The 23,667-nt window shown below is 73.4% G+C and carries 21 protein-coding genes; 15 read left to right on the top strand and 6 right to left on the bottom strand.

The annotated features are described in order from the left end of the window. The first annotated feature begins 21 nt into the window (after positions 1–21). The 6 genes from ACWCO8_RS03375 to ACWCO8_RS03400 all read left to right on the top strand — a co-directional run bounded on the left by ACWCO8_RS03375 (position 22) and on the right by ACWCO8_RS03400 (position 6,777). Positions 22–1,551: a helix-turn-helix domain-containing protein gene (locus ACWCO8_RS03375; RefSeq protein WP_362014493.1), complete on the top strand. Its 1,530-nt coding sequence runs from the start codon at positions 22–24 to the stop codon at positions 1,549–1,551. A gap of 358 nt (positions 1,552–1,909) precedes the next feature. After that, positions 1,910–3,166, top strand: a complete 1,257-nt coding sequence (locus ACWCO8_RS03380) for an NAD(P)/FAD-dependent oxidoreductase (protein WP_451030681.1) — start codon at positions 1,910–1,912, stop codon at positions 3,164–3,166. Continuing rightward, positions 3,163–3,933: a DUF1365 domain-containing protein gene (locus ACWCO8_RS03385; protein WP_451030682.1), complete on the top strand. Its 771-nt coding sequence runs from the start codon at positions 3,163–3,165 to the stop codon at positions 3,931–3,933. The genes ACWCO8_RS03380 and ACWCO8_RS03385 overlap by 4 nt, the downstream gene beginning before the upstream one ends. Further along, positions 3,930–5,303, top strand: a complete 1,374-nt coding sequence (locus ACWCO8_RS03390; RefSeq protein ID WP_451030683.1) for a class I SAM-dependent methyltransferase — start codon at positions 3,930–3,932, stop codon at positions 5,301–5,303. Before ACWCO8_RS03385 ends, ACWCO8_RS03390 begins: the two co-directional genes overlap by 4 nt. A gap of 56 nt (positions 5,304–5,359) precedes the next feature. Further along, positions 5,360–6,115: a DUF1295 domain-containing protein gene (locus ACWCO8_RS03395; RefSeq protein WP_451030891.1), complete on the top strand. Its 756-nt coding sequence runs from the start codon at positions 5,360–5,362 to the stop codon at positions 6,113–6,115. Further along, a complete protein-coding gene (locus ACWCO8_RS03400) occupies positions 6,112–6,777 on the top strand; it encodes an alpha/beta fold hydrolase (protein ID WP_451030684.1) in 666 nt (221 codons plus the stop codon). The genes ACWCO8_RS03395 and ACWCO8_RS03400 overlap by 4 nt, the downstream gene beginning before the upstream one ends. Positions 6,778–6,790: 13 nt before the next feature. Here the strand turns inward: ACWCO8_RS03400 and ACWCO8_RS03405 are convergent, their stop codons facing one another. The 3 genes from ACWCO8_RS03405 to ACWCO8_RS03415 all read right to left on the bottom strand — a co-directional run bounded on the left by ACWCO8_RS03405 (position 6,791) and on the right by ACWCO8_RS03415 (position 8,751). Continuing rightward, positions 6,791–7,561: an anti-sigma factor gene (locus ACWCO8_RS03405; RefSeq protein WP_451030685.1), complete on the bottom strand. Its 771-nt coding sequence runs from the start codon at positions 7,559–7,561 to the stop codon at positions 6,791–6,793. Beyond that, on the bottom strand, positions 7,558–8,148 hold the full coding sequence (locus ACWCO8_RS03410) for a sigma-70 family RNA polymerase sigma factor (protein WP_451030686.1): 591 nt from the start codon (positions 8,146–8,148) through the stop codon (positions 7,558–7,560). Before ACWCO8_RS03410 ends, ACWCO8_RS03405 begins: the two co-directional genes overlap by 4 nt. A gap of 111 nt (positions 8,149–8,259) precedes the next feature. Next, positions 8,260–8,751 carry a MarR family winged helix-turn-helix transcriptional regulator gene (locus tag ACWCO8_RS03415; RefSeq protein WP_362014504.1) on the bottom strand — a complete coding sequence of 164 codons (492 nt, stop codon included), beginning with the start codon at positions 8,749–8,751 and terminating at the stop codon, positions 8,260–8,262. 156 nt (positions 8,752–8,907) lie between these two features. Between ACWCO8_RS03415 and ACWCO8_RS03420 the strand changes: the two genes are divergently transcribed. The 3 genes from ACWCO8_RS03420 (at position 8,908) to ACWCO8_RS03430 (ending at position 12,424) form a co-directional block, all read left to right on the top strand. After that, positions 8,908–10,479, top strand: a complete 1,572-nt coding sequence (locus ACWCO8_RS03420) for a molybdopterin-dependent oxidoreductase (protein WP_451030687.1) — start codon at positions 8,908–8,910, stop codon at positions 10,477–10,479. Positions 10,480–10,546: 67 nt separating this feature from the next. Beyond that, positions 10,547–11,194 (top strand): fasciclin domain-containing protein, encoded by a 648-nt coding sequence (locus ACWCO8_RS03425; protein ID WP_451030688.1) that lies wholly within the window; start codon positions 10,547–10,549, stop codon positions 11,192–11,194. Positions 11,195–11,446: 252 nt separating this feature from the next. After that, on the top strand, positions 11,447–12,424 hold the full coding sequence (locus tag ACWCO8_RS03430) for an alpha/beta fold hydrolase (RefSeq protein ID WP_451030689.1): 978 nt from the start codon (positions 11,447–11,449) through the stop codon (positions 12,422–12,424). A gap of 19 nt (positions 12,425–12,443) precedes the next feature. Here the strand turns inward: ACWCO8_RS03430 and ACWCO8_RS03435 are convergent, their stop codons facing one another. Beyond that, complete coding sequence (locus tag ACWCO8_RS03435) at positions 12,444–14,534, bottom strand: MMPL family transporter (RefSeq protein ID WP_451030690.1); 2,091 nt, start codon at positions 14,532–14,534, stop codon at positions 12,444–12,446. Between the two features lie 204 nt (positions 14,535–14,738). Between ACWCO8_RS03435 and ACWCO8_RS03440 the strand changes: the two genes are divergently transcribed. Together ACWCO8_RS03440 and ACWCO8_RS03445 are read left to right on the top strand one after the other, a co-directional pair. Next, positions 14,739–14,876 (top strand): hypothetical protein, encoded by a 138-nt coding sequence (locus ACWCO8_RS03440; RefSeq protein ID WP_451030691.1) that lies wholly within the window; start codon positions 14,739–14,741, stop codon positions 14,874–14,876. Positions 14,877–15,069: 193 nt separating this feature from the next. After that, the gene (locus ACWCO8_RS03445) at positions 15,070–16,617 is read left to right on the top strand and encodes a UDP-N-acetylmuramoyl-L-alanyl-D-glutamate--2,6-diaminopimelate ligase (protein WP_451030692.1); all 1,548 of its coding nucleotides are present in this window, start codon (positions 15,070–15,072) and stop codon (positions 16,615–16,617) included. Here ACWCO8_RS03445 and ACWCO8_RS03450 read toward each other — a convergent pair. Further along, complete coding sequence (locus ACWCO8_RS03450; protein ID WP_362014513.1) at positions 16,565–16,771, bottom strand: cold shock domain-containing protein; 207 nt, start codon at positions 16,769–16,771, stop codon at positions 16,565–16,567. The genes ACWCO8_RS03445 and ACWCO8_RS03450 overlap by 53 nt on opposite strands. Before the next feature lie 112 nt (positions 16,772–16,883). Continuing rightward, entirely contained in the window at positions 16,884–17,321 is a 438-nt protein-coding gene (locus tag ACWCO8_RS03455; protein WP_451030693.1) for a nitroreductase family deazaflavin-dependent oxidoreductase, read from the bottom strand. 226 nt (positions 17,322–17,547) lie between these two features. Between ACWCO8_RS03455 and ACWCO8_RS03460 the strand changes: the two genes are divergently transcribed. The 4 genes from ACWCO8_RS03460 to ACWCO8_RS03475 all read left to right on the top strand — a co-directional run bounded on the left by ACWCO8_RS03460 (position 17,548) and on the right by ACWCO8_RS03475 (position 23,666). Further along, positions 17,548–19,050 carry an aldehyde dehydrogenase family protein gene (locus ACWCO8_RS03460; RefSeq protein WP_451030694.1) on the top strand — a complete coding sequence of 501 codons (1,503 nt, stop codon included), beginning with the start codon at positions 17,548–17,550 and terminating at the stop codon, positions 19,048–19,050. Continuing rightward, entirely contained in the window at positions 19,047–20,582 is a 1,536-nt protein-coding gene (locus tag ACWCO8_RS03465; RefSeq protein ID WP_451030695.1) for a GMC family oxidoreductase, read from the top strand. Before ACWCO8_RS03460 ends, ACWCO8_RS03465 begins: the two co-directional genes overlap by 4 nt. After that, a complete protein-coding gene (locus ACWCO8_RS03470; protein ID WP_451030696.1) occupies positions 20,579–21,634 on the top strand; it encodes a quaternary amine ABC transporter ATP-binding protein in 1,056 nt (351 codons plus the stop codon). Before ACWCO8_RS03465 ends, ACWCO8_RS03470 begins: the two co-directional genes overlap by 4 nt. 67 nt (positions 21,635–21,701) lie before the next feature. Beyond that, positions 21,702–23,666, top strand: coding sequence for an ABC transporter permease subunit (locus ACWCO8_RS03475; RefSeq protein ID WP_451030697.1), 1,965 nt, complete (start codon positions 21,702–21,704; stop codon positions 23,664–23,666). The last annotated feature ends 1 nt before the right edge of the window (position 23,667 follow it).

The raw sequence follows: 23,667 nt of genomic DNA on the forward strand, positions 1-23,667 counted from the left end.
ATCTGAGATAACGTGACGCTCATGGCAGACGACTACCTCGTACGCATCGGCAAGCTCATCCGTGACGCCCGTCAGCACAGGGGCTGGACGCAGACGCAGCTCGCCGAGGCCCTGGCCACAAGCCAGAGCGCCGTGAACCGGATCGAACGTGGCAACCAGAACATCAGCCTTGAGATGATCGCACGCATCGGCGAAGCACTCGACAGCGAGATCGTGTCCCTCGGTTACGCCGGCCCCATGCATCTGCGGGTCGTCGGCCGCCGCCGGCTCTCCGGCGCCATCGACGTCAAGACGAGCAAGAACGCGTGTGTCGCGCTGCTCTGCGCCACGCTGCTCAACAGCGGCCGCACGGTCCTGCGCCGCGTCGCCCGCATCGAGGAGGTCTTCCGGCTCCTGGAGGTCCTCAACTCGATCGGCGTGCGCACCCGTTGGATCAACGACGGGGTCGACCTGGAGATCGTGCCGCCCGCCGAGCTGGACATGGACTCGATCGACGCCGAGGCGGCGATCCGGACCCGCTCGATCATCATGTTCCTCGGCCCGCTGCTGCACCGGATGGACCGCTTCAAGCTGCCGTACGCGGGCGGCTGCGACCTGGGTACGCGCACGATCGAGCCGCACATGATCGCCCTGCGCCGCTTCGGCCTCGACATCACGGCGACCGAGGGCCTCTACCACGCGCAGGTCGAGCGGTCGGTCTCCCCCGACCGCCCGATCGTGCTGACCGAGCGCGGCGACACCGTGACGGAGAACGCGCTGCTCGCCGCGGCCCGCCACGACGGCGTCACCGTCATCCGCAACGCCTCCTCCAACTACATGGTCCAGGACCTCTGCTTCTTCCTGGAGGCGCTGGGCGTACGGGTGGACGGCATCGGCACGACGACGCTGACCGTGCACGGTGTCCCGCGGATCGACGTGGACGTGGACTACTCCCCCTCGGAGGACCCGGTCGAGGCGATGAGCCTGCTGGCCGCGGCCGTGGTGACGGAGTCGGAGCTGACGATCCGCCGGGTCCCGATCGAGTTCATGGAGATCGAGCTCGCGGTCCTGGAGGAGATGGGCCTCGACCACGACCGCTCGCCGGAGTACGCGGCGGACAACGGCCGCACGCGCCTGGTGGACCTGACGGTCCGGCCCTCCAAGCTGGAGGCCCCGATCGACAAGATCCACCCGATGCCCTTCCCGGGCCTGAACATCGACAACGTGCCGTTCTTCGCGGCCATCGCGGCCACGGCGCAGGGCAAGACCCTGATCCACGACTGGGTCTACGACAACCGCGCCATCTACCTCACCGACCTCAACCGCCTCGGCGGCCGCCTCCAGCTCCTCGACCCCCACCGCGTCCTGGTCGAGGGCCCGACCCGCTGGCGCGCGGCCGAGATGATGTGCCCCCCGGCCCTGCGCCCGGCGGTGGTCGTCCTCCTGGCGATGATGGCGGCCGAGGGCACGTCGGTCCTGCGCAACGTCTACGTCATCAACCGCGGCTACGAAGAGCTGGCGGAGCGCCTGAACTCGGTGGGCGCGCAGATCGAGATCTTCCGCGACATCTGACACGACGCCGAACGGCTGCCGCCGCACCCTCTGCCGACCCGAGAGAACACTGGTCGGCAGGGGGTGCGGCGCTGTGTGCGGCCCGACCGACTCGCCCTGCTTCCTGATCCCTCCCGAAACGACGCACGAACGATGCGTCTTGAGGCGCTGCCGCCGTTCGCCGGAACCTGAGGAGGCAGGGAGGACCGCCCGCGCGCCGGGCCGGAGGAGGAGTCGTCATGGTCGCAGTGCCCACGGTCAGCCCTCGGCGGCCCCTCGCGGATGTCGCACCCATCCGAACGGCCGACGGCGCCGAACCACTCCCGGGGACGCTCCGCGCGACCGGTGTGCGGGCGCCCCGTGACGCGAGGGGGAACGAATGAGCCGGCGAACCGTCGCGGTCGTCGGGGCGGGAGTGGCCGGCCTGACCGCCGCTCACGTGCTGTCGCGGAGCTACGACGTGGTGCTGTACGAGGCGGACGCCCGGCTCGGCGGGCACGCGCACACCCATGAGGTGCCGACCCGGGAGGGCGGCACCGTACGCGTGGACACCGGCTTCATCGTCCACAACGAGCGCACCTACCCCCACCTGCTGCGGCTCTTCCGCGAGCTCGGCGTCGAGACCCAGGACGCCGAGATGAGCATGTCCGTGCGGTGCGACGGCTGCGGCCTCGCCTACGCGGGCGCCCGCGGCCCCCGCGGTCTGCTCGGCGGCGGCAACCTGCGCCGCGGCCGCCATCTGCGGATGCTCGCCGACGTACCGCGCTTCCACCGGGCGGCCCGTCGGCTGCTCGCCGCCGGAGACGACAGCCGCACCTTCGGCGCGTTCCTGGAACAGGGCCGGTTCTCGCCGTACTTCGTCGGCCACTTCGCCGTCCCGCTCGTGTCCGCCGTCTGGTCCTGCGCCCCCGACACCGCGCTCCTGTACCCGGCGGCCTACCTCTTCCGGTTCCTCGACCACCACGGCCTCCTCTCCACCACGGGCTCACCGCGCTGGCGGACCGTCACGGGAGGCTCCGGGGCGTACGTCGAGAAGGTGGCCAAGCAACTCGCCGCCGTCCGCACCGCGACCCCGGTCCGCGCGATCGAACGGGGCACGGACCGGGTCCGGGTGACCACCGACGACGGCGAGTCCGAGACCCACGCGGCCGTCGTCGTCGCCGTCCACCCCGACCAGGCCCTGCGGATGCTCGCCGACGCCACCCCCGACGAGCGCCGGGTCCTAGGCGCGTTCACCTACTCCCGTAACCCCACCGTCCTGCACCGGGACACCAGCGTGCTGCCCGCGGCGCCGCACGCCCGGGCGTCGTGGAACTACTGGCTCCCCTCCTGCGACGCGCGCCCCGGGGCCGTCAAGGTCAGTTACGACATGAACCGGCTCCAGCGCCTCCCGGTGGACGAGCCGCACCTCGTGACCCTCAACGCCGACGGCCGCGTCGACGAGAGCACGGTGCTCGCCCGCATGGTGTACGAGCACCCCGTCTACACGCCCCGCTCCGTCGCCGCGCAGCGCGAACTGCCGGGCCTCGCCACGTCCGTGACCGCCTTCGCCGGCGCGTACCACGGCTGGGGGTTCCACGAGGACGGCTGCCGCTCCGGAGTCGAGGCGGCCCGCGCGCTGGGGGTGACCTGGTGACCACCGACCGCCGCACAGCCGCCTCACCCCGGGCGCCCACGGTGCCCGCGCTCTACCCCTGCGAGGTCTCCCACACGCGCGTGGGACCGACGCACCACTCCCTGCGGCAGCGCACCTACCTGTGGCTGGTCGACCTCGACGACCTGCCCCGGCTGCCCCGCCTCCTGCGCCCGCTCGCCCGCTTCGACGCCCGCGACCACTTCGGCGGCCGGGCGCCCACCCTCCGCGCCGGCCTCGACGCCTACCTCGCCTCCCACGGCGTACGGAACGCCGACGGGCGGGTGCTGATGCTCGCCCACGCGCGCGTGCTCGGCCATGTCTTCAACCCGCTCACCCTGTACTGGTGCCACGACCGGGCCGGCAGCCCCGTCTGCGTCGTGGCCGAGGTCCACAACACCTACGGCGGCCGGCACTGCTACCTCCTGCGGCCCGACGCCGCCGGACGCGCCGACGTCGCCAAGGAGTTCTACGTCTCCCCGTTCTTCGACGTCGAGGGCTCCTACCGGATGCGGCTGCCGCTGCCCGGCGACCGCCTCGACCTCACCGTCCAACTGCGGCACGGCGACGGGAGCCGGCCGCTGACCGCCACCGTCCGCGGCCGCCGCAGGACCGCCGGCGCGCGCGGCCTGCTCGCCGCGGCGCTGCGCCACCCGTGGTCCACCGCCGCCGTCAGCGCCGGCATCCGGTGGCACGGGATCCGCCTGTACCTCAAGGGAGTTCCCGTCCGTCCCCGTCCCGCCCCGCCCACCCGAGAAGGCATGCTGTGACCGTCTCCGTCCCGCCGGCCGCGCCCCGCGTCGCGGCCCTCGGCCGTCCGCCCGTCGATCCGGAGCGCTGGCCCGACGTCGCCCGCCTCCCGCGCGCCTCCGCCCTGCGCACGGCCGTCGCCCGGCGCGTCCTCGCCCGTGCCTTCGCCCGGCTGCCGCTGCGGACGAACCTCGGTGGGCCGCCCGGCGCCGTGCCCCGCCCCACCACCGGCGAAGCCGACCGGGTCGCCCCGACTCCGCCCACCCCCGCCCCGCCCGTCCTGACGCTGCACGACCCGGCCGCCTTCCACCGGCGGATCGGCGCCGACGGGCTAATCGGCTTCGGCGAGTCGTACATGGCAGGAGAGTGGGACAGCGACGACCTCGTGGGCCTTCTCACCGTGCTCGCCGCCCACGTGGACGACCTCGTACCGGCACCGCTGCGCCGGCTCCGGGGCGCCTGGGTGCGCCGCCGCCCGGCCCGCGACCTCAACACCCTCGAAGGCGCCCGCGCCAACATCCACCGGCACTACGACCTGTCGAACGACCTGTTCGCCCACTTCCTCGACCCGAGCATGACCTACTCCTCGGCCGTGTTCGACACCCTCCCCGCGACACCGGGCGCGTTCACCGCGGCCCAGCACCGCAAGATCGACCGCCTGCTCGACCTGGCCGGCGTCGGCACGGGGACCCGGCTCCTGGAGATCGGCACCGGCTGGGGCGAACTCGCGATACGCGCGGCGTCCCGGGGCGCCGACGTCCTGACCGTCACGCTCTCCGAGGAGCAGCGCGCGCTCGCGCTGCGCCGGATCGCCGAGGCCGGCGTGGAGCACCGGGTGCGCGTCGAACTGCGCGACTACCGCCAGGTCGAGGGCCGGTACGACGCCGTGGTCAGCGTCGAGATGATCGAGGCCGTGGGCGCCGAGTACTGGCCCACCTATTTCGAGGCCCTGCGCCGGCTCGTCGCGCCCGGCGGGGCCGTCGCCCTCCAGGCCATCACGATGCCGCACGAGCGGATGCTCCACACCGCCCGCACCCACACCTGGATCAGCAAGTACGTCTTCCCCGGCGGCCTCATCCCGTCGCCTGACGCCCTCGCCCACGAGAGTGCCGCCGCCGGCCTGACCCTCACCCACGACACCGGCTACGGCGCGCACTACGCCGAGACGCTCCGGCTCTGGCGGGAGACGTTCGTCCGGGAGTCGGCGGCGGTCGAAGCGCTCGGCTTCGACCGGGTCTTCCACCGCATGTGGGAGCTGTACCTGGCCTACTCCGAGGCGGGCTTCCGCGCGCACTACCTGGACGTCCGCCAGCTCCGCCTCGTCGCGGCGGACCAGGCGGAGCCGGCGGAGCAGGCGGAGCCGGCGGACGGCCCCGGAGCGTCCCGGTGAACGCGTCCGCGCTCGCGGTCAATCTGGCCGCGTCGGCCGGAGCGGCCCTCGCGGTCATGCTGGTGACGTTCGCGATCGCCTCGGTGAAGGGCGTCCACCGGATCGTCGACATCGCCTGGGGCCTCGCGTTCACCGCCGTCGCCGTCGTCACCTTCATGCTCTCCGCCGGGTACGGGGACGACGGCCGCAGGCTCGCCGTCACCCTCGCGACCTGCCTGTGGGGGCTGCGCCTCGCCCTCCACATCGCCCGCAGGGGCCGTGGCCACGGCGAGGACCCCCGCTACGCGAAGATGCTCGCCCGGGCCCCCGGCCATCCGGCGCTCTACGCGCTGCGCACCGTCTACCTCCTCCAGGGCGCCCTCGTCTGGCTCGTCTCCCTGCCCGTCCAGGCGGCGGCCTACCTGCCCGAAGGACCGGACCCTCTGCTCGCCGTCGGCCTCGTCCTGTGGGCGGCGGGCCTCGCGTTCGAGACGGTCGGGGACCACCAGCTCGCCCGCTTCAAGTCCGACCCCGCGCACCGGGGACGGATCATGGACCGGGGCCTCTGGAGCTGGACCCGGCACCCCAACTACTTCGGGGACTTCCTGGTCTGGTGGGGGCTCTACCTGACCGCCTGCGCGACCTGGCAGACTGCTGTCCTCGTTCTGGTGTCGCCCCTGGTGATGAGCGCCCTGCTGATCTGGGGCAGCGGCAAGCGGCTCCTGGAGGCCCACATGGCGCACCGCCCCGGTTACGCGGACTACGCCGCCCGTACGAGCGGCTTCCTGCCTCGCCCGCCCCGCCGGCCCGCGCACCGGGCCGATCCCCGATGACGCCCGACGCCGCCCCCGCGGTCCGGCGCGGCGCGGCGGGCTGTCTCGTCGTACGCAGCGCGCCGGCCGTCCCCGCCGCGGCCGTGCTCCTGCTGCACGGCGGCCGCTCCGAGGGCCTCGGGCCGCCGCCCCTGGTCAACCTGCCCGCCCTGCGCATGCGCCCGTTCGCGACCGCCGTCGCCCGCGCGCTCGCCGGCCGGGACGTGCTCGTCGCGGAGGTCCGCTACCGGCACCGGGGCTGGAACGGCGACCGCCGTGACGCGGCCCAGGACGCGGAGGCCGCGCTGGCGCGGCTGCGGGAGCGGTCCGGGCCGATCCCCGTCGTGCTCGTCGGCCACTCGATGGGCGGCCGCGCCGCGCTGAGCGCCGCGGGCGACCGGATGGTCCGCGGCGTGGTGGCCCTGGCACCGTGGTGCCCGCCGGGCGAGCCCGTCGAGCACCTGGCGGGACGCACGATCCACGTGCTGCACGACGAGGCCGACCGGGTCACCTCCGCCCGGGAGTCCTGGGACTTCGTGCGCAGGGCCCGGACGGCGGGCGCCGACGCGGTCGGCATCCCGATGACCACCGGAGGCCATGCGATGCTCCGCGGCGCCGCCCACTGGCACCGCCGCACCGCCGAACTCACCGCCGCGCTGCTAGGGGATCCGGACGGTTCGTGACGCGCGGCCGGGCTCACACGGTGGGCAGGGCGATCACCGCGAGCGGGGCCGTGGTCGGCCGGGGTGAGCCGCCCGCCGGTTCGAGGGTGATGCCGATGGCGGACGCCTCGTCCACCCGGCCCGCCAGGAGCGTCGTGGAGGTGGTCGTGTCGGCGGGCAGGAGTCCGGCCGGGCGCATGACGTCGCCGTCGGCGTACCAGAGTTGGTAGACCGACCCGGCGGGCGGCCGGGGCAGCGCGGACGCGGCGAACGCCGCCCGGTCGACCGAGGGCGCGTAGACGACCGTGCCGACCGCCCCGCCGGCCAGCCGGGCCGTGGTCAGGCGTGCGTCGGGCGCGGCCAGGACGGCCGCGACGGACTCGGCCGCTGCCGTGGCCTCGCGCGCTGCCCGGGCGGCCTCCTCGGCCCGGTCGTACTGCCAGGCGGTGGCGAATCCGCCGAGGGCGACGGTGCCGGCGAGGGACGCGGCCAGCGCCCACCGGGGGAAGCCGCGCCGCGACCGGCCGCGACCGGCGGCCACCGCGTCGCCGTCGAACGCGGTCGTGTACGGCGGTTCCTGACGCACGGTCGTGATCCTGCGCAGCACCGCGGCGCGCAGGGTCGGGCCGACGGTCTCGGCGACCGCCTGTCCCAGGCGGGCGGCCGTCTCCGCCAGCTCGTCGACCTCGTGGGCGCAGGACGGACAGCGGTCGAGGTGGCGTTCGACCGCCTGCCGCTCGGCGTCGGAGTCGAGCGCGTCGAGCACGTAGGCACCGGTGAGCATGTGCGGGTCGAAGCCGTTCATCCCGTCACCCCCAGGCAGTCGCGGAGCCGGATCAGACCGTCGCGCATCCGCGTCTTGACGGTGCCGAGGGGCAGCGAGAGGAGTTCGGCGACCTCACGGTAGGTCAGGCCGCGGTAGTAGGCGAGGGTGACGGACTGGCGCTGCCGTTCGGTGAGCCCGCGCAGACAGCGCCGTACCCGCTCGCGGTCCAGCCGGTTCTCCACCTCTTCGACGACCTCGTCGTAGGCGGGGGTCTGTTCCAGCAGGGCGACGCGCCGCACGCGGTCCGACGCGGCCTGCTCGGAGCGGACCCGGTCGACGGCGCGCCGGTGTGCCAGGGTGAGCGCCCAGGTGAGCACCGAACCGCGCTCGGGGTCGAAGCGGGCGGCGAGCCGCCAGATGTCGACCATGACCTCCTGCGCGACCTCCTCCGACTGGGCGGGATCGCGCAGCACGGCGCGCACGACGCCCAGGACCGGTCCTGCGACGGCGTCGAACACGGCGGTGAACGCCTCCTGGTCCCCGCGGGCCGTCCGGCTCAGGAGCTCCGGCAACTCGGGGTGGGCGGCCGGTGCCCGGGCACCGGCCGCACGTGCGTTCTCTCTCACCGCGGTCCTCCTGCTTCTGGTCGGGTACACGCGTCGTTCGTGGCGGAGGCGCCGGCGGATTGGTCCGTACGGCACGCGCTCGCGAAGCGGTGGTCTCCGACCCTCAGGAAGTCAGTGGCCGGGGGCCCGGAGAGCTCCCAGTTCGTCGTTGAGCGCGGTGAGGAACCGTAGCGCCGTGGCCAGTTCCTCCGCGTCGAACCGCTCCCTGGCCCGGTCTGCGGCCTGCGCCAGCGGGAGGAAGTACTGGCGTGCGGCGGCCCGCGCCCCTTCCTCGTAGTGCACGTGGACCACCCTGCGGTCCGCGCTCTCCCTGGACCTGCGGATGTGGCCGGCCTTCTCGAGCCGGTCGAGACAGGCGGTGACCGCCCCTGACGTCAGCCCGAGTTGCTCGCGCAGCCGGCCGGGTGTGAGCGGTTCCGGGCTGTCGAGGACGATGCCGAGCGCCTGCACGTCGGTCGGGTGCAGTCCGTGGGCGTGCGCGAAGCCGTGGACCAGCCGGCTCATCTCCCCGTGCGTACGGCGCAGTGCGACGGCGAAGCTCTGGAGGTCGCCCGGCGCCCCGGCGGGGGGCGCGGTCCTGTCTCGGTCATCGGTGCTGGCCACACGGTCAGCCTATGCGCCGGAACGGCCCGTGGAGGAAACGGCGGACTGCGCCTCGGGCCCGGGTCGGCCGACACGGAGGCGTCAACCGCGCGGTCGGATCTCACCCGTTCCGGTGTCGCACCCATCCGGGGGCCGTGCGGTTCCGAAGACCCGACCGTGAACATCGACAAGGCAGTCATCGGCCGGGGAACCCTGGCGGCACTGGCCGGGCTCGTCTCCGGCTACGTGGCGCTGGCGCTTGCCGAACTGGTCGCCGCGGGGGTCCGGCCCGAAGCGGGGCCCGTGACGGCCGTCGGCGGAGCGGCCGTCGACCGGACCCCCGCGGGGGTCAAGGACTGGGCCATCCGCACCTTCGGGACCAGCGACAAGCTCGTCCTGCAGGCCGGGATTCTCGTCGTGATCGCCCTCCTGGCGATGGCTCTGGGCGTGCTGGCCCTCAGGAGCCGACGGACCGGGGCGGCGGGGGTCGTGGCCTTCGGCCTCGTCGGCGCGGCCGCGGCCCTGAACCGGCCGGACTCCGACTCGTGCGCCGACGCCCTGCCGTCACTGGTGGGCGGGTTAGCGGGCGGGGTACTGCTGTACGTCCTGATCGGCCCGCTCGTCGCCCGCCCGGCAGGCCGGCCGGACACCGGGGCTCGCGGCAGCCGTCGCCGGTTCCTGCTGGCCGTCGGCGCCGCCGCGGCGGCCGGTACGGGCGTCGGCGCGCTCGCCCGGGTGCTGAACGCGTCGCGGTCCGGCGACGCGGTCGCCTCGCGCGCCGCGGTCGTCCTGCCCCGGCCGTCGTCACCGGCCCCCGCCGTCCCCCGGGGCGCGGCGCCGCGGTTGTCCGGCATCAGCCCGTTCACCACCGCGACCAAGGACTTCTACCGGGTGGACACCGCCTTGGTCGTCCCCAAGGTCGCGGCCGACACCTGGCGCCTGCGCATCCACGGGAAGGGGGTCCGCCGCGAGCTGAGCATCTCCTTCGAGGAACTGCTCTCCCGCGAGACGATCGAACGCGACATCACGTTGACCTGCGTCTCCAACGAGGTCGGCGGACCGTACGTCGGCACCGCCCGGTGGCTCGGCGTGCGCCTCGACGCCCTCCTCGCCGAAGCGGGCGTCCGTCCGCCGTCCCGAGGCGGGCCCGCCGACCAGTTGGTGGCGCGCTCCGTCGACGGCATGACGCTCGGCACGCCGGTCGAGGACGTCATGGACGGCAGGGACGCCATGCTCGCCGTCGGCATGAACGGTGAGCCCCTGCCCTTCGTCCACGGCTTTCCGGTCCGGATGCTCGTTCCCGGCCTGTACGGCTACGTGTCGGCGTGCAAGTGGATCGAGGACATCGAGCTCACCACCTTCGACGCGTACGACCCGTACTGGGTCAGGCGGAAGTGGGCGCGGAGGGCGCCGATCAAGACGCAGGCCCGCATCGACACCCCCAAGCCCTTCGCCCGGCCGGCCTCCGGAACGGTGATGGTGGCCGGCGTCGCCTGGGCGCAGCACCGGGGCATCGACCGGGTCGAGATCCGCGTCGACGACGGCCCCTGGCGGCCGGCCGACCTGGCCGCCGAGCACACCCGGGACACCTGGCGCCAGTGGTCGTATCCCTGGCCGGCCACGAAGGGCACCCACACCCTCACCGTCCGCGCCACCGACCGCACCGGTGAGACCCAGACCGAACGGCGCACGCGAACCATCCCCGACGGGGCCGCCGGATGGCACTCCGTCGTCGTGACCGCCGGGTAGGCCCGCCCGCCCCACCCACTCCCCCGTACCTCACAGGGCGGGGAACACCTCACAAGGAGATCCCTTCATGAACGCACGTCGTTTCCGCCGTACCGCCGTCGCCGTCGCCGCCGCGGCCGTGCTGCCCTTCTCGCTCGCCGCGTGTACGGACTCCGGCAGTGACGCCGCCTCCTCGGACACCGCGCCCGAGGCCCCCGCCACCCAGGAGAGTTCGCCCGCCACCGGGGACGGCACGGACGGCGACGGCCCCTTCGGCCCGGCGTGCGCCTCGGTGCCCAAGGACGGTGCCGGTTCGTTCGACGGCATGGCGAAGGACCCGGTCGCCACGGCCGCGTCGAACAACCCGGAGCTGTCGACCCTGGTCGCCGCGGTCCAGAAGGCGGGCCTGGTCGACACCCTCAACAACGCGCAGAACATCACGGTGTTCGCGCCGACCAACGCCGCCTTCGCCAAGATCCCCAAGGCCGACCTCGACAAGGTCCTCGCCGACAAGGCCACCCTGACCAAGATCCTCACCTACCACGTCGTCGGCCAGAAGCTGACGCCGAAGCAGCTGGAGAACGGCTCCTTCGAGACGCTCCAGAAGGGCATGGTCACCACCAAGGGCTCCGGCGACGCCTACACCGTCAACGACACCTCCAAGGTCGTCTGCGGCGACGTCCCCACCGCCAACGCCACCGTCCACATCGTCGACACCGTCCTCATGCCGAAGTAGGCCCGGACCGCGGCAGGGAGTCGTGCGGCCACGCGGGAACGCGTGACCGTACGACTCCCGTCGTCGTTCCCGTCCTCTCAGGCCTTCGGCGAGATCCCGGCGTGCCCTTGATTGTCGAGGCTCGTTGAGCCCCGGGAGCCGGACAAAAGGTGCCGATGGGAAGGCTCGGCAGATGCGCGACCGGTCCGGGCCGCGATGTCGCTCATCGCCCCTCCGCACGCTTCCTTCACCCACCTGACAGGAACCCCAGCAATGCCCCTCTCCTCGCCGCCCATCACGGTCGGGTCACAGCCGTCGCACCGTCCTGAACTGGTGCGCCGGCACCGCTGGGACGGACTGCGCTGCGAGTCGCGACTGGTCCGGGCGACCGCCCCGAGGCTGCGTCCGCTCCTGCTCATCGGGGGCGCCTTCCAGAGCAAGGAGACCTGGGGGCGCTGCGAGAAGCTGTTCCTGACGAACATGGACGTCTTCACCGTCGACCCGCCCGGCTGGGGCGCGGCCGACCCCCTGCCCCCGGGGCGGAGCGTGGACGTACTGGCGGACGCCGTCTGCCACATACTCGACGAGAGCGGTCTGCGGCAGGTCAACGTGGTGGGCGGTTCCTACGGAAGCGCCATCGCGTACCGCATCGCCCAGCGCCACCCCGAGCGCGTGGGGCGCATGGTCCTGGTCGGCACGATGGCGGCCATCCCCGAGCACTCCCGGGATGCCATGCACCGCGCGCTGGCTCTCCTGGACGCCGGCCGGATGGACGAGTACGCGCATGCCTCGGTCGACATCCTCATGAACACGGGGCGCCTCGACGGGATCACCAACGGCTCGCGCGTCCGCCGCTTCCTGCTGCGCCGGCTGGCCGCCCTGTCCCGGGCCGAGGCGGTTCAGGTGAGCACCAACACGCTGCGTCTGCTCCACCACGCGGAGCTCGACACCAGCGTGCCGGTGCCTGCCCCGACGCTGACGGCGACGGGCGAGCACGACGCCTTCACCACCCCGGCGCAGTGCCGTCGCATGGCTCAGGCGTGCGGCAGGGGCTGGTTCGCGGAAGTCGCCGACAGCGACCACATGCTCTTCCTGGAACGGCCGGTGGAGATCACCGACCTGGTGACGCGCTTCCTGGCCGACGAGCCGCTGCACGCACTGCCCTACTGCACGACGGTCGAGCAGCTCCATCCGAGAACCCTCCCGGGACCGAGGGCCGTCGGCCCGATGCCGGGAGGGAAGCCCGTCTGAGGGGTCGCCGACCCCTCTACTACCGCGTCCTGCGGCTGAGTTCGCCCGGCCACCAGGCCTTCGGCCCGATGTCCCGGACCAGGGCGGGGACGAGCAGGGAACGGACGACCAGGGTGTCGAGCAGGACGCCGAAGGCGACGATGAAGGCGATCTGCGCGAGGAAGGCGAGGGGGATGACTCCGAGTGCGGCGAAGGTGGCCGCGAGGACGACGCCCGCCGACGTGATGACCCCGCCCGTGGCCGTCAGCCCGCGCCGCACGCCCTCGCGCACCCCGTGGCGCAGCGACTCCTCACGGACGCGGGACATCAGGAAGATGTTGTAGTCCACGCCCAGGGCGACCAGGAAGACGAACCCGTACAGCGGGACCGACGAGTCGGTGCCGGTGAAGCCGAACACGTGCGGGAAGACGAGCGCGGAGATGCCCAGGGTGGCGAGGAAGTTGAGCGCCACCGTGGCGACGAGCAGCACCGGCATCAGGAGCGAGCGGAGCAGGCCGACGAGGATCACCAGGATGATCGCGAGGACCACCGGCACGATGAGGGTGCGGTCCCGCTCGGCGGTGCGCTGGGTGTCGTACTGCTGGGCGGTGTAGCCGCCGACGAGTCCGTCGGCTCCGGGGACGGCGTGCACGGCCTGCCGGAGGCGGACGACCGTCTCCTTCGCCGCCGTGCTGTCCGCCGCGTCGCTCAGGGTGACGTCGACCCTGACCCTGCCGTCCACGACGAGCGGCGCTCCGGCGCCGGGCCGCGCGGAGGCCGTCACCGGACGGGCCGAGTCGACTCCGTCGGTGGCCTCGGCGGCCGCCGTCACGGCGGGCAGCGCCGCCGCGTCGGCGATCACCACCGCCGGGTTGCCCGAGCCGCCGGGGAAGTGGCGCCCCAGCGTCTGCTGGGCGGCGACGGACGGCGCGTCGTTCACGAAGATCTCGTCGAGCGGCACGCCCCGGGACTCGAGCGTCGGGGCGAACGCAGCGCACGCGAGCAGCGCGCCGAGGGTGATCGCCCACACCTTGCGCGGGGCGCGGTCCACGAGGTCCGCCACCCGCCGCCACAGGCCGTGGCCGCCGCTCGCCGCATCCGCCGGCCGCGGCTTGGCCGGCCAGTAGGCGGCCCGGCCCAGCAGGACCAGGACGGCGGGCAGGAAGGTGAGGGCGCTCAGGACCGCGCAGACGATGCCGATCGCGCCGACCGGGCCGAGCGCCCGATTGTTCGTCAGATCGCTGAAGAGCAGGGCGAGCAGACCGAGGGCCACCGTGGCCGCGCTGGCCGTGACGGGCCCGACGGACTGGCGCAGGGCGGCGCGCATGGCCCGGAAGCGGTCGTCCGCGTGCGCGGCGAGTTCCTCGCGGTACCGGGCGGCGAGCAGCAGGGCGTAGTCGGTGGCGGCGCCGATGACGAGGATCGACAGGATGCCCTGGACCTGGCCGTCCACCCGCACCACGCCGTGGTCGGCCAGCACGTAGACCACGGCGCACGCCAGTCCGAGCGCGAAGACCGCGCCGAGGATGATCACCAGCGGGAGCAGGACGCTGCGGTACACGAGCAGCAGGATGACGAGGACGGTCACGAGGGCGACGGCGAGCAGGAGGCCGTCGATGCCGGCGAAGGCGTCGGTCAGGTCGGCCTGGGTCGCGGCGGGACCCGCGATCCGCGCCTGGGTGCCGGGCACGGACTCGGCGGCCTCGGTCACGGCCGCGAGGGCCGTGGGCAGCTCCTCCCCGAGGTCGGGGCGGAGCTGTACGACCCCGCTCAGGGCCAGGCCGTCCTTCGACACGAGGGCCGGGGACGGAGTCCCGGCCACCCCCGGCCGTCCGGTGAGCGAGGCCAGGGCCCGGCCGGCCGCGGCCTGCTGGGCCGTGTCGAGCTCGCGGCCCTCGGGCTCGCCCGTCCAGACCACGATCGCGGGCAGGGTCTCGTCCTGGCGGAACGCCTTCTGCGCCTCGACGACCTGGGTGGATTCCGCGCTACGGGGCAGGAACGCGGCCTGGTCGTTGGTGGCGACCTCGCCGAGCTTGCCGGCGTACGGGCCGAGACCGCCGCCGATGGCGAGCCAGGCGATGAGCAGGGCGAGGGGCAGCAGACGTCGGATCCACGGGGTGGACGGGCGCATGGGGGCTCCAAGGCAGGCGAAGTACTTCAATGCGCAAACTCTTAATGATTGAGATAGATTCAACCATGGCCCGAAGCGGCGGCGTGCACCACGGCTCCCGAGCTCTTCCGCCGAACCCCGGCCGAGGGATGCACCGACCGTGAACGCGGACGGGCTGCCCGCGAGGTGGGCGGCCGGTCGCCGGAACGGCCCTACACTCGCTCCATGGGTCGCACGCGTTCGCCGAGGCAGTGCCTGCGGCAGGTCGCGTCCGGAGTGCGGGCGGCCGTCGTCGACCCGACCACCGCCGCCGATGTCGAAGCGCCCCGGATCCGCCGTGTCGCGCTGCACGGCCACGGCTAGCGATCCCTCTCCCCCGGCGCGCCGCTCTCCGTGCCGTACGCCGGGTCGCTCACCGGCCGAGTCCGCCCCGCCCTTCTGACGCCGGGCGGTCTCCGCCCCGCTCCACGTCACCACAGCAGCCTTCCGGCACTCGCCGGCGCTGCCGCCTGGCTACGGCCGCACGCTCGGGCCGAGCCCCCTCGAAGGGATCATTGTGAAGCTGAGCGATTTGCTGGCCGGGCAGGAACACCACGTACTCCAGGGCGACCCGGGCAGGACGCCGATCACCGCGGGGCCCACCTTCGACCTGGAGCGGGTGACGCCGGGTTGCCTGTTCATCGCCGTGCCCGGACATCTGGAGGGCGGGCCCGACTCCGTGGCGCCCGCGCTCGCCCGCGGAGCCGCCGCCGTCCTCGTCGACGGCACCGAACCGGCGCTGCCGCCCGCGGTGTGGCCGCCGGGCGCCTGTGCCGTGCGCGTGCCGGACGTCCGGAGGGCGGCCGCGGTCGTGACCTCCCGTTACTTCGGCGAGCCGGGGCGGCGGATGGATGTCGTGGCGATCACCGGCACCAACGGCAAGACATCGGTCTCGTACATGGTGGAGTCCGCCCTGCGGATCGCCGAGGGCGCGAAGGTGGGCGTCATCGGAACGGCCGGCAGCCGCATCGGCGACGAGCTGATCCCGATGCCGCGCTCCGTGCTGACCACCCCGGAGTCACCGGACCTGCAGTACCTCCTGGGGTGCATGCGCGACCGCGGGACCGGCAGTGTGGTGCTCGAAGCCACGTCGATGGGCCTGTTGACGCACCGGGTGGACCGTACGTTCATCGACGTCGGGGTGTTCACCAACCTCACGCAGGACCACCTCGACGACCACGGGACGATGGCGAACTACCGGGACGCCAAGCTCCGTCTCTTCCAGGGGCTGTGCCGGCGCGCGGTCGTCAACGTCGACGACCCGGTCGGCGCCGGGATCGTGGCGATGATGCCGGGCGCGGTGACCACGTACGCCCTCGACGCGCCCGCGGACTACCGGGCCACCGGCCTCGTCGTCAGCGCGTCCGGCACGCGGTTCACCCTCCACCACGGCGGGCGTACGTATCCGGCGTCGATCCCGGTCCCGGGCCGGTTCTCGGTGGCCAACGCGCTCGCCACCCTCGCCGCCTGCCACGTCCTCGGCCACGAGCTGGGCGCGCTCGTCACCGCACTCGAGCTGATGCCGCCCGTCCCCGGCCGGTTCGAGCGCTTCGAGACACCGGGCGGTACGTCGGTGATCGTGGACTACGCCCACTCCCCGGACTCCCTGGACAAGGCCCTCACGACCATCCGGGGCTACGCGCGCGGCCGGGTGATCACCGTCTTCGGCTGCGGCGGCGACCGGGACACGACCAAGCGGGCCGACATGGGGCGGATCGCCGGGACCCACTCCGACCTGTGCGTCCTCACCTCGGACAACCCGCGCAACGAGGACCCGCAGGCCATCCTGGACCAGATCGCCCCCGGCCTCGCCGCGACCGGCACACCGTACGAGCGGATCGCCGACCGCCGCGAGGCCATCGCGTTCGCCCTGTCGGCGGCGGGCCCGCGGGACACCGTCCTGATCGCCGGCAAGGGCAGCGAGCCGCACCAGATCGTCGGCGACGATCTGCTGCCCTTCAGCGACATGGCGACCGTGCGCGACCTCGCCGACGCCTACTCCGGAGCGGCCGTCACGGGCGTACCCGCCGGGCCTCGAAGCGCCCCGGGGTCAGTTCTAGGGTGAAGCTGACCTGTTGACCCTCGGAGAGGACCTGGTCCGCCGTCTCCACGTCCTCGGCCCGGACGTAGACGGCGTCCTCGTCTCCGTACGGGGTGATGAACCCGTACCCGCCCTCCTGGTTGAAGTACGTCACGAGTCCCTTGCGGCGGCCGTTCACGGTGGACTCCCTCGGGCGGCGTGCACCTCCCTTCCATCTCACCTCCGGACGGCCGCCTTGGGAAGATCCCTCGCGCGACCGGGTCGCTACGGAGCGTGACGCCGGGAGGGGGTCACTGCACGCGCTCCACCACGAAGACGGGGATCTCCCGGTCGGTCCCGCGCTGGTAGTCGGCGTAGGTGGGGAAGGCCGCGACGGCCCGCTCCCACCAAGCCTGGCGCTCCTCGCCGGTCACCAGGCGGGCCTTCATGTCCCACAGGCCCGTCCCGTCGCGCAGCTCGACCTGCGGGAAGGCGACCAGGTTGTGGTACCAGACCGGGTGCTTCACGGCGCCGCCGTTGGAGGCGACGAGGGCGTAGGCGCCCTCGTGCTCCACCCGCATGAGCGGGGTCTTGCGGAGCTTGCCGCTCTTCGCGCCGACGTTGGTCACCAGGACGACGGGGAGGCCGCGCATCGTCGTGCCCTCCGTGCCGCCCGACGCCTCGTACAGCTCGACCTGCTCCCGCACCCACTGCGTCGGGCTGGGCTCGTACGTTCCCTCAAGCGGCATGTCGCTCCTTCTCTCGTCGGCCTCTCACATCGGCCGGGTCAGTCCATCAGAGACTCCCGCCCCATGGATACGAGCGAGGCCGAATGTCTGCTTTTGAGCGTGTTGGTGCGTGAAGCAGGCCACTCTCCGCGAGGCGTTGCGCATGGATCCCGGTAGTCAGGGCAGGCGGCCGGACCGCCGGTGCTACCGGCAGGGGGATTCAAAGGAACGAAAGGCCGTACGCGACGTGACCGCAGCACAGCAGACCATCCACGTGGGTGGAGAGTGGCGCTCCGCCCTCTCCGGCGCCACGCGCGAGATCATCGATCCCGTCGACGCGACCACCTTCGCCGTCGTGGCGGAAGGCGGTGTCCTGGACACCGACGACGCCGTGGCCGCGGCCCGCGCCGCGTTCGACGACGGTTCCTGGCCGCGTACGCCCGTCGCCGACCGCGCCGCCCTGCTGCGGCGGGTCGCGGGCCTTCTGGAGCGCGACCGGGAGCGGATCGGCGCCCTGGAGAGCCAGGACGCGGGCAAGACGCTCGAGGAGGGGCGCGTCGACGTCGACTGCGTCCGCGACGCCTTCCTCTACTTCGCCGACCTCGTGGAGAAGGAGAGCGGCGCGCGGGTCGTCGACGCCGGGTCCGAGGAGATCCACAGCGTCGTCGTGCACGAGCCCGTCGGGGTCTGCGCTCTCATCACGCCGTGGAACTATCCGCTGCTCCAGGCCAGCTGGAAGGTCGCGCCCGCCCTCGCCGCCGGCAACACCTTCGTGATCAAGCCGAGTGAGATCACCCCGCTGACCACCGTCGCGCTGGTCGAGCTGCTCATGGAGGCCGGGCTGCCGCTCGGCGCCGCGAACATCGTCACCGGCCCCGGCGCCACCGTCGGTGCCCGGCTCGCCGAGCACCCCGACGTCGACCTCGTCTCGTTCACGGGCGGTCTCGTCAGCGGTACGAAGGTGGCCCGGGCGGCCGCGGACAGCGTGAAGAAGGTCGCCCTCGAACTGGGCGGCAAGAACCCCAACGTCGTGTTCGCCGACGCCTGCTCGACGCCCGAGGGCTTCGACACCGCCGTCGACCAGGCGCTCAACGCCGCCTTCATCCACAGCGGCCAGGTCTGCTCCGCCGGCTCCCGCCTCATCGTCGAGGAGTCGCTGCGCGAGCGGTTCGTCGCCGAACTCGCCCGCCGGGCCGAACTGATCCGGCTCGGCCGCGGCACCGACGAGGGCGTCGAGTGCGGGCCGCTGGTCTCCGCCGCCCAGGTCGCCCGCGTCGAGGACTACGTGTCCTCCGCGCTCGGCGAGGGCGCGGTGCTGCGGGCGGGTGGCGAGAGGCCCGCCGGGCCCGGCTACTTCTTCCGGCCCACCGTCCTGGACCACTGCCACCGCCGGATGCGGGTCGTCCGCGAGGAGGTCTTCGGGCCCGTCCTCACCGTGGAGACCTTCCGCACCGAGGAGGAGGCCGTCACCCTCGCCAACGACACCGAGTTCGGCCTCGCCGGCGCGGTGTGGACCGCCGACGAGGAGCGCGCCCGGCGCGTCGCGGGCCGGCTGCGGCACGGAACCGTCTGGATCAACGACTTCCACCCGTACCTGCCGCAGGCGGAGTGGGGCGGCTTCGGCAAGTCCGGCATCGGCCGTGAGCTCGGCCCGAGCGGCCTCGCCGAGTACCGCGAGGCCAAGCACATCTATCGGAACCTCGCTCCGCGCCCCGTGCGCTGGTTCGCGGGAGAGAAGGGCCAGGCATGAGCGAGCAGCACGACCAGCACCTGTACGACTACGTCGTCGTCGGCGGCGGTACGGCCGGTTCCGTCATCGCCTCCCGGCTGACCGAGGACCCCGACGTCAGCGTCGCCGTCATCGAGGGCGGCCCCAGCGACGTCGGCCGCGACGACGTCCTCACCCTGCGCCGCTGGATGGGCCTGCTCGGCGGTGAGCTGGACTACGACTACCCCACCACCGCGCAGCCCCGGGGCAACTCGTACATCCGCCACAGCCGTGCGCGGGTGCTCGGCGGCTGCTCCTCGCACAACACCCTCATCGCGTTCAAGCCGCTCGCTTCCGACTGGGACGAGTGGGCCGAGGCGGGCGCCGAGGGGTGGGACGCGGCGGCCATGGACCCGTACTTCGCCCGGCTGCGCAACAACATCGTCCCCGTCGACGAGGCCGACCGGAACGCGATCGCCCGGGACTTCGTCGACGCGGCGCAGAGCGCGCTCGGGGTTCCGCGGGTCGAGGGGTTCAACCGGCAGCCCTTCCACGAGGGCGTCGGGTTCTTCGATCTCGCGTACCACCCCGAGAACAACAAGCGGTCCTCCGCGTCCGTGGCCTATCTGCACCCGTTCCTCGACCGGCCGAACCTGCACATCGCCCTGGAGACCTGGGCGTTCCGGCTGGAGCTGGAAGGCACCCGCGCGACCGGCGTGCACATCCGTACGAAGGACGGCGCGGAGCATGTCGTACGCGCCCGGCGCGAGGTCCTCGTGTGCGCGGGGGCCGTGGACACCCCGCGGCTGCTGCTGCACTCCGGCATCGGGCCGCGCGCGGACCTGGAGAAGCTCGGCATCCCCGTCGTGCACGACCTGCCGGGCGTCGGGGAGAACCTGCTGGACCACCCCGAGTCCGTCATCGTCTGGGAGACCCACGGGCCGATCCCGGAGAACTCGGCGATGGACTCCGACGCCGGGCTCTTCGTCCGGCGGGATCCGGCGGCAGAGGGGCCGGACCTGATGTTCCACTTCTACCAGATCCCCTTCACCGACAACCCCGAGCGGCTGGGCTATCAACGGCCCGCGCACGGCGTCTCGATGACCCCGAACATCCCCAAGCCGCGCAGCCGCGGCCGACTCTACCTGACGAGCGCCGACCCCGAGGTCAAACCCGCCCTCGACTTCCGGTACTTCACGGACGAGGACGACTACGACGGCCGGACCCTCGTCGACGGGATCCGGATCGCCCGGGAGATCGCGGCGAGCGAGCCGCTCGCCGGATGGCTGAAGCGCGAGGTCTGCCCGGGGCCCGAGGTCACCTCCGACGAGGAGCTCAGCGCCTACGCCCGGCACGTGGCCCACACCGTCTACCACCCGGCCGGCACCTGCCGGATGGGGGCCGCCGACGACGAACTCGCCGTCGTCGCGCCCGACTTGAGGATCAGGGGCCTCGACGGCATCCGGATCGCCGACGCGTCCGTCTTCCCGACCATGACCGCCGTCAACCCCATGATCGGCGTGCTCATGGTCGGCGAGAAATGCGCCGACCTGCTGGGAGGCAGTAAACGATGAACACCGATCCCGTCTTCTCCGTACGCGACCTGTGGAAGGTCTTCGGCCCGAAGGCCGACCGCGTGCCCGCCGACCCGGAACTCGCCGCCCTCGGCCCCGCCGAGCTGCGCGAGCGGACCGGCTGCACCGCCGCCGTCCGCGAGGTCTCCTTCGACGTCCGAAGAGGTGAGGTCTTCGTCGTCATGGGCCTGTCGGGCTCGGGCAAGTCGACCCTCGTACGCTGTCTGACCCGGCTCATCGAGCCGACCTCGGGCACCCTCTCCATCGACGGCGAGGACGTGCTGTCCATGGACGCCGGCCGGCTGCGCGAACTGCGCAGGCACCGGGCCGCGATGGTCTTCCAGCACTTCGGTCTGCTGCCGCACCGGTCGGTGCTCGACAACGTCGCCTACGGACTGGAGATCCAGGGCGTGGGCCGCGGCGAACGGCGGGAACGGGCGGCGGAGTTCGTCGCCAAGGTGGGCCTGGAGGGCATGGAGCACCGCAGGCCCGGCCAGCTGTCCGGCGGCCAGCAGCAGCGCGTCGGGCTGGCCCGCGCGCTCGCCGTGGACCCCGAAGTCCTGCTGTTCGACGAGCCGTTCAGCGCGCTCGACCCGCTGATCCGCCGGGACATGCAGGAGGAGGTCGTCCGCCTGCACCGGGAGGAGGGCCGGACGATGGTCTTCATCACGCACGACCTGAGCGAGGCGCTGAAGCTCGGCGACCGCATCGCGCTGATGCGCGACGGGCGGATCGTCCAGCTGGGCACGCCCGAGGAGATCGTGGGCTCCCCCGCCGACGAGTACGTCAGGGACTTCGTCCGGGACGTGCCGCGCGTGCAGGTCCTGACCGTCCGCTCGGCGATGCGCCCCGCGCTCCCCGACGAGCACGAGGGCGGGCCCTCGCTCGCCCCGAGCGCCACCGTCCACGAGGCGATCGAGGCCGTGGCCCGTACGGGCGAGAACGCGCGCGTCGTCGAGGACGGCCGCTGTCTCGGCGTGGTCGACCACGCGGGGCTCCTCGGCGTCGTCGCCGGGGTCCCGGCCGCCGCTTCGCGGAAGGCGGTGGCCTGATGTTCGCCCATTCGACCTGGCCGCCGCCGGGCGGTCCGACCGGTACGGCTCGTGGGCGGTGGGGCCGATGACCGCCACCGTCACCTCCGCCTCGTCGGGCGGCCCGGGCGGTGTCGGCGCCGCGCTGCGCGCCGTCGCCCGCCACCGCGGCCGGCTGATCGGGGCCGGTGCGCTCCTCGCGCTCGTCCTCGGCGGCCTCCTGCTGGGCACCGGCGGCTGGCCCTCGGCGCTCGCCGTCGACGTCTCCGGACCGCTCGGTCGCACCAGCGACTGGATCATCGACAACCGCGACGGCCACCCGCTGTTCCTGTACTTCCTCGGTCACGTCAGCAACGTCGTGGTCGTCTCCGTGCGCGCGGTGTACCTCGTGCTGCTCGCGCTCGGCTGGGCCGGCGTGACCGCCGCCGCCGGGCTGGTGGCCTGGCGGGTCGCGGGCGTCCGGCTCGCGCTGACGTCCGTCGCCGCCTTTGCCGTCTGCGGGCTGCTCGGCATGTGGGTGCCGACCATGCAGACGCTCGCCCTCATGGTGGTCGCCGTCGCCGCGTCCGTGCTGCTCGGCGGCCTCCTCGGGCTCGCCGCGGGCCTGTCCGACCGTATGCACCGGGTTCTGCGCCCGGTCCTGGACACCATGCAGGTGCTGCCGGCCTTCGCGTACCTGCTGCCCGTGGTCCTCGTCTTCGGGATCGGCGTGCCCGCGGCCGTGCTCGCGACCGTCGTCTACGCCGCCCCGCCCATGGCGCGGCTCACCGCGCTCGGCCTTCGGGGCGTCGACGCCGGCGTCATGGAGGCCTCGGCCTCGCTCGGCGCGACCGGCAGGCAGCGGCTCCTGACGGCCCGGCTGCCGCTGGCCCGCAAGGAGCTGCTGCTCGGCGTCAACCAGTCGATCATGATGGCGCTCGGCATGGCCGTGATCGCGTCCGTCATCGGCGCCGGTGGCCTCGGCGACCGGGTCTACCAGGCGCTGGCCTCGGTGGACGTCGGTGCCGCGCTCGCCGCCGGCGTGCCGATCGTGCTGCTCGCCGTCGTCCTGGACCGGGTGACCGCCGCAGCGGGCGAGCGGATCGGCGCGGCTCCGGCCCGCCGGTCGCGGCTCGGGTGGGCCGTCGCCCTCGCGGTGACCGCCGTCGTCGCCGTCGCGGGCCGCCTGACCGACCGGCTCACCTGGCCCACCGCGTGGACCGTCGACGTCGCCGAACCCGTCAACGGGGCGGTCGACTGGATGACCGCCCACCTCTACTCCGGCGTACCGCTCGTCGGCGGCACCGCCGACTGGGCGGCCCGGTTCACCACCTGGGTCCTCAACCCGCTGCGCGACGGCCTCCAGTGGCTGCCCTGGTGGGCGGTCCTGATCGGCGTCGGCGCGCTCGCCCTGCTCATCGGCACCTGGCGCACCGCCACGACCGCCGTCCTCGCGATGGCCGCGATCGGCGTGCTCGGCGTCTGGGACCCGGCGCTCGACACGCTCTCCCAGGTCCTGGCCGCCGTCGCGGTGACCCTCCTGCTCGGCTTCGCCCTCGGCGTCGCCGCGGCCCGCAGCGGCCGCCTTGACCGGGCGCTGCGCCCGGTGCTCGACGTCTTCCAGACGATGCCGCAGTTCGTGTACCTGATCCCCGTGGTCGCCCTGTTCGGGGTGGGCCGCGCCCCGGCGGTCGCGGCCGCCGTGGTCTACGCGCTGCCCGCGGTCGTACGGATCACGGCCCAGGGCGTACGCGCGGTGAACCCGGCCGCGCTCGAGTCGGCGCGCTCGCTGGGCGCGACCGGCCGCCAGCAGCTCCTCCAGGTCCAGCTGCCGCTGGCCCGGCCCGCGCTGCTCCTCGCCGTCAACCAGGGCGTGGTGCTCGTGCTCGCCGTGGTCGTCATCGGCGGGCTCGTGGGCGGCGGCGCGCTCGGCTACGACGCGGTCTTCGGCCTCGCCCAGGGCGACCTGGCGACCGGCCTGGTCGCGGGCGCCGCGATCGTCTGCCTGGGCCTGATGCTCGACCGCGTCACCCAGCCGACGCAGCGCCGTGACCTCTCCGGAAAGGGGGCCTGAG

This window comes from Streptomyces sp. NPDC001927, assembly GCF_053594455.1.

Excerpts from the sequence above, each read along its gene's own strand:
- ACWCO8_RS03375 (WP_362014493.1), top strand. The coding sequence starts at position 22 with ATGGCAGACGACTACCTCGTACGCATCGGCAAGCTCATCCGTGACGCC.
- ACWCO8_RS03380 (WP_451030681.1), top strand. The coding sequence starts at position 1,910 with ATGAGCCGGCGAACCGTCGCGGTCGTCGGGGCGGGAGTGGCCGGCCTG.
- ACWCO8_RS03395 (WP_451030891.1), top strand. The coding sequence starts at position 5,360 with ATGCTGGTGACGTTCGCGATCGCCTCGGTGAAGGGCGTCCACCGGATC.
- ACWCO8_RS03400 (WP_451030684.1), top strand. The coding sequence starts at position 6,112 with ATGACGCCCGACGCCGCCCCCGCGGTCCGGCGCGGCGCGGCGGGCTGT.
- ACWCO8_RS03405 (WP_451030685.1), bottom strand. The coding sequence starts at position 7,561 with ATGAACGGCTTCGACCCGCACATGCTCACCGGTGCCTACGTGCTCGAC.
- ACWCO8_RS03425 (WP_451030688.1), top strand. The coding sequence starts at position 10,547 with ATGAACGCACGTCGTTTCCGCCGTACCGCCGTCGCCGTCGCCGCCGCG.
- ACWCO8_RS03430 (WP_451030689.1), top strand. The coding sequence starts at position 11,447 with ATGCCCCTCTCCTCGCCGCCCATCACGGTCGGGTCACAGCCGTCGCAC.
- ACWCO8_RS03435 (WP_451030690.1), bottom strand. The coding sequence starts at position 14,534 with ATGCGCCCGTCCACCCCGTGGATCCGACGTCTGCTGCCCCTCGCCCTG.
- ACWCO8_RS03440 (WP_451030691.1), top strand. The coding sequence starts at position 14,739 with ATGGGTCGCACGCGTTCGCCGAGGCAGTGCCTGCGGCAGGTCGCGTCC.
- ACWCO8_RS03455 (WP_451030693.1), bottom strand. The coding sequence starts at position 17,321 with ATGCCGCTTGAGGGAACGTACGAGCCCAGCCCGACGCAGTGGGTGCGG.
- ACWCO8_RS03465 (WP_451030695.1), top strand. The coding sequence starts at position 19,047 with ATGAGCGAGCAGCACGACCAGCACCTGTACGACTACGTCGTCGTCGGC.
- ACWCO8_RS03470 (WP_451030696.1), top strand. The coding sequence starts at position 20,579 with ATGAACACCGATCCCGTCTTCTCCGTACGCGACCTGTGGAAGGTCTTC.
- ACWCO8_RS03475 (WP_451030697.1), top strand. The coding sequence starts at position 21,702 with ATGACCGCCACCGTCACCTCCGCCTCGTCGGGCGGCCCGGGCGGTGTC.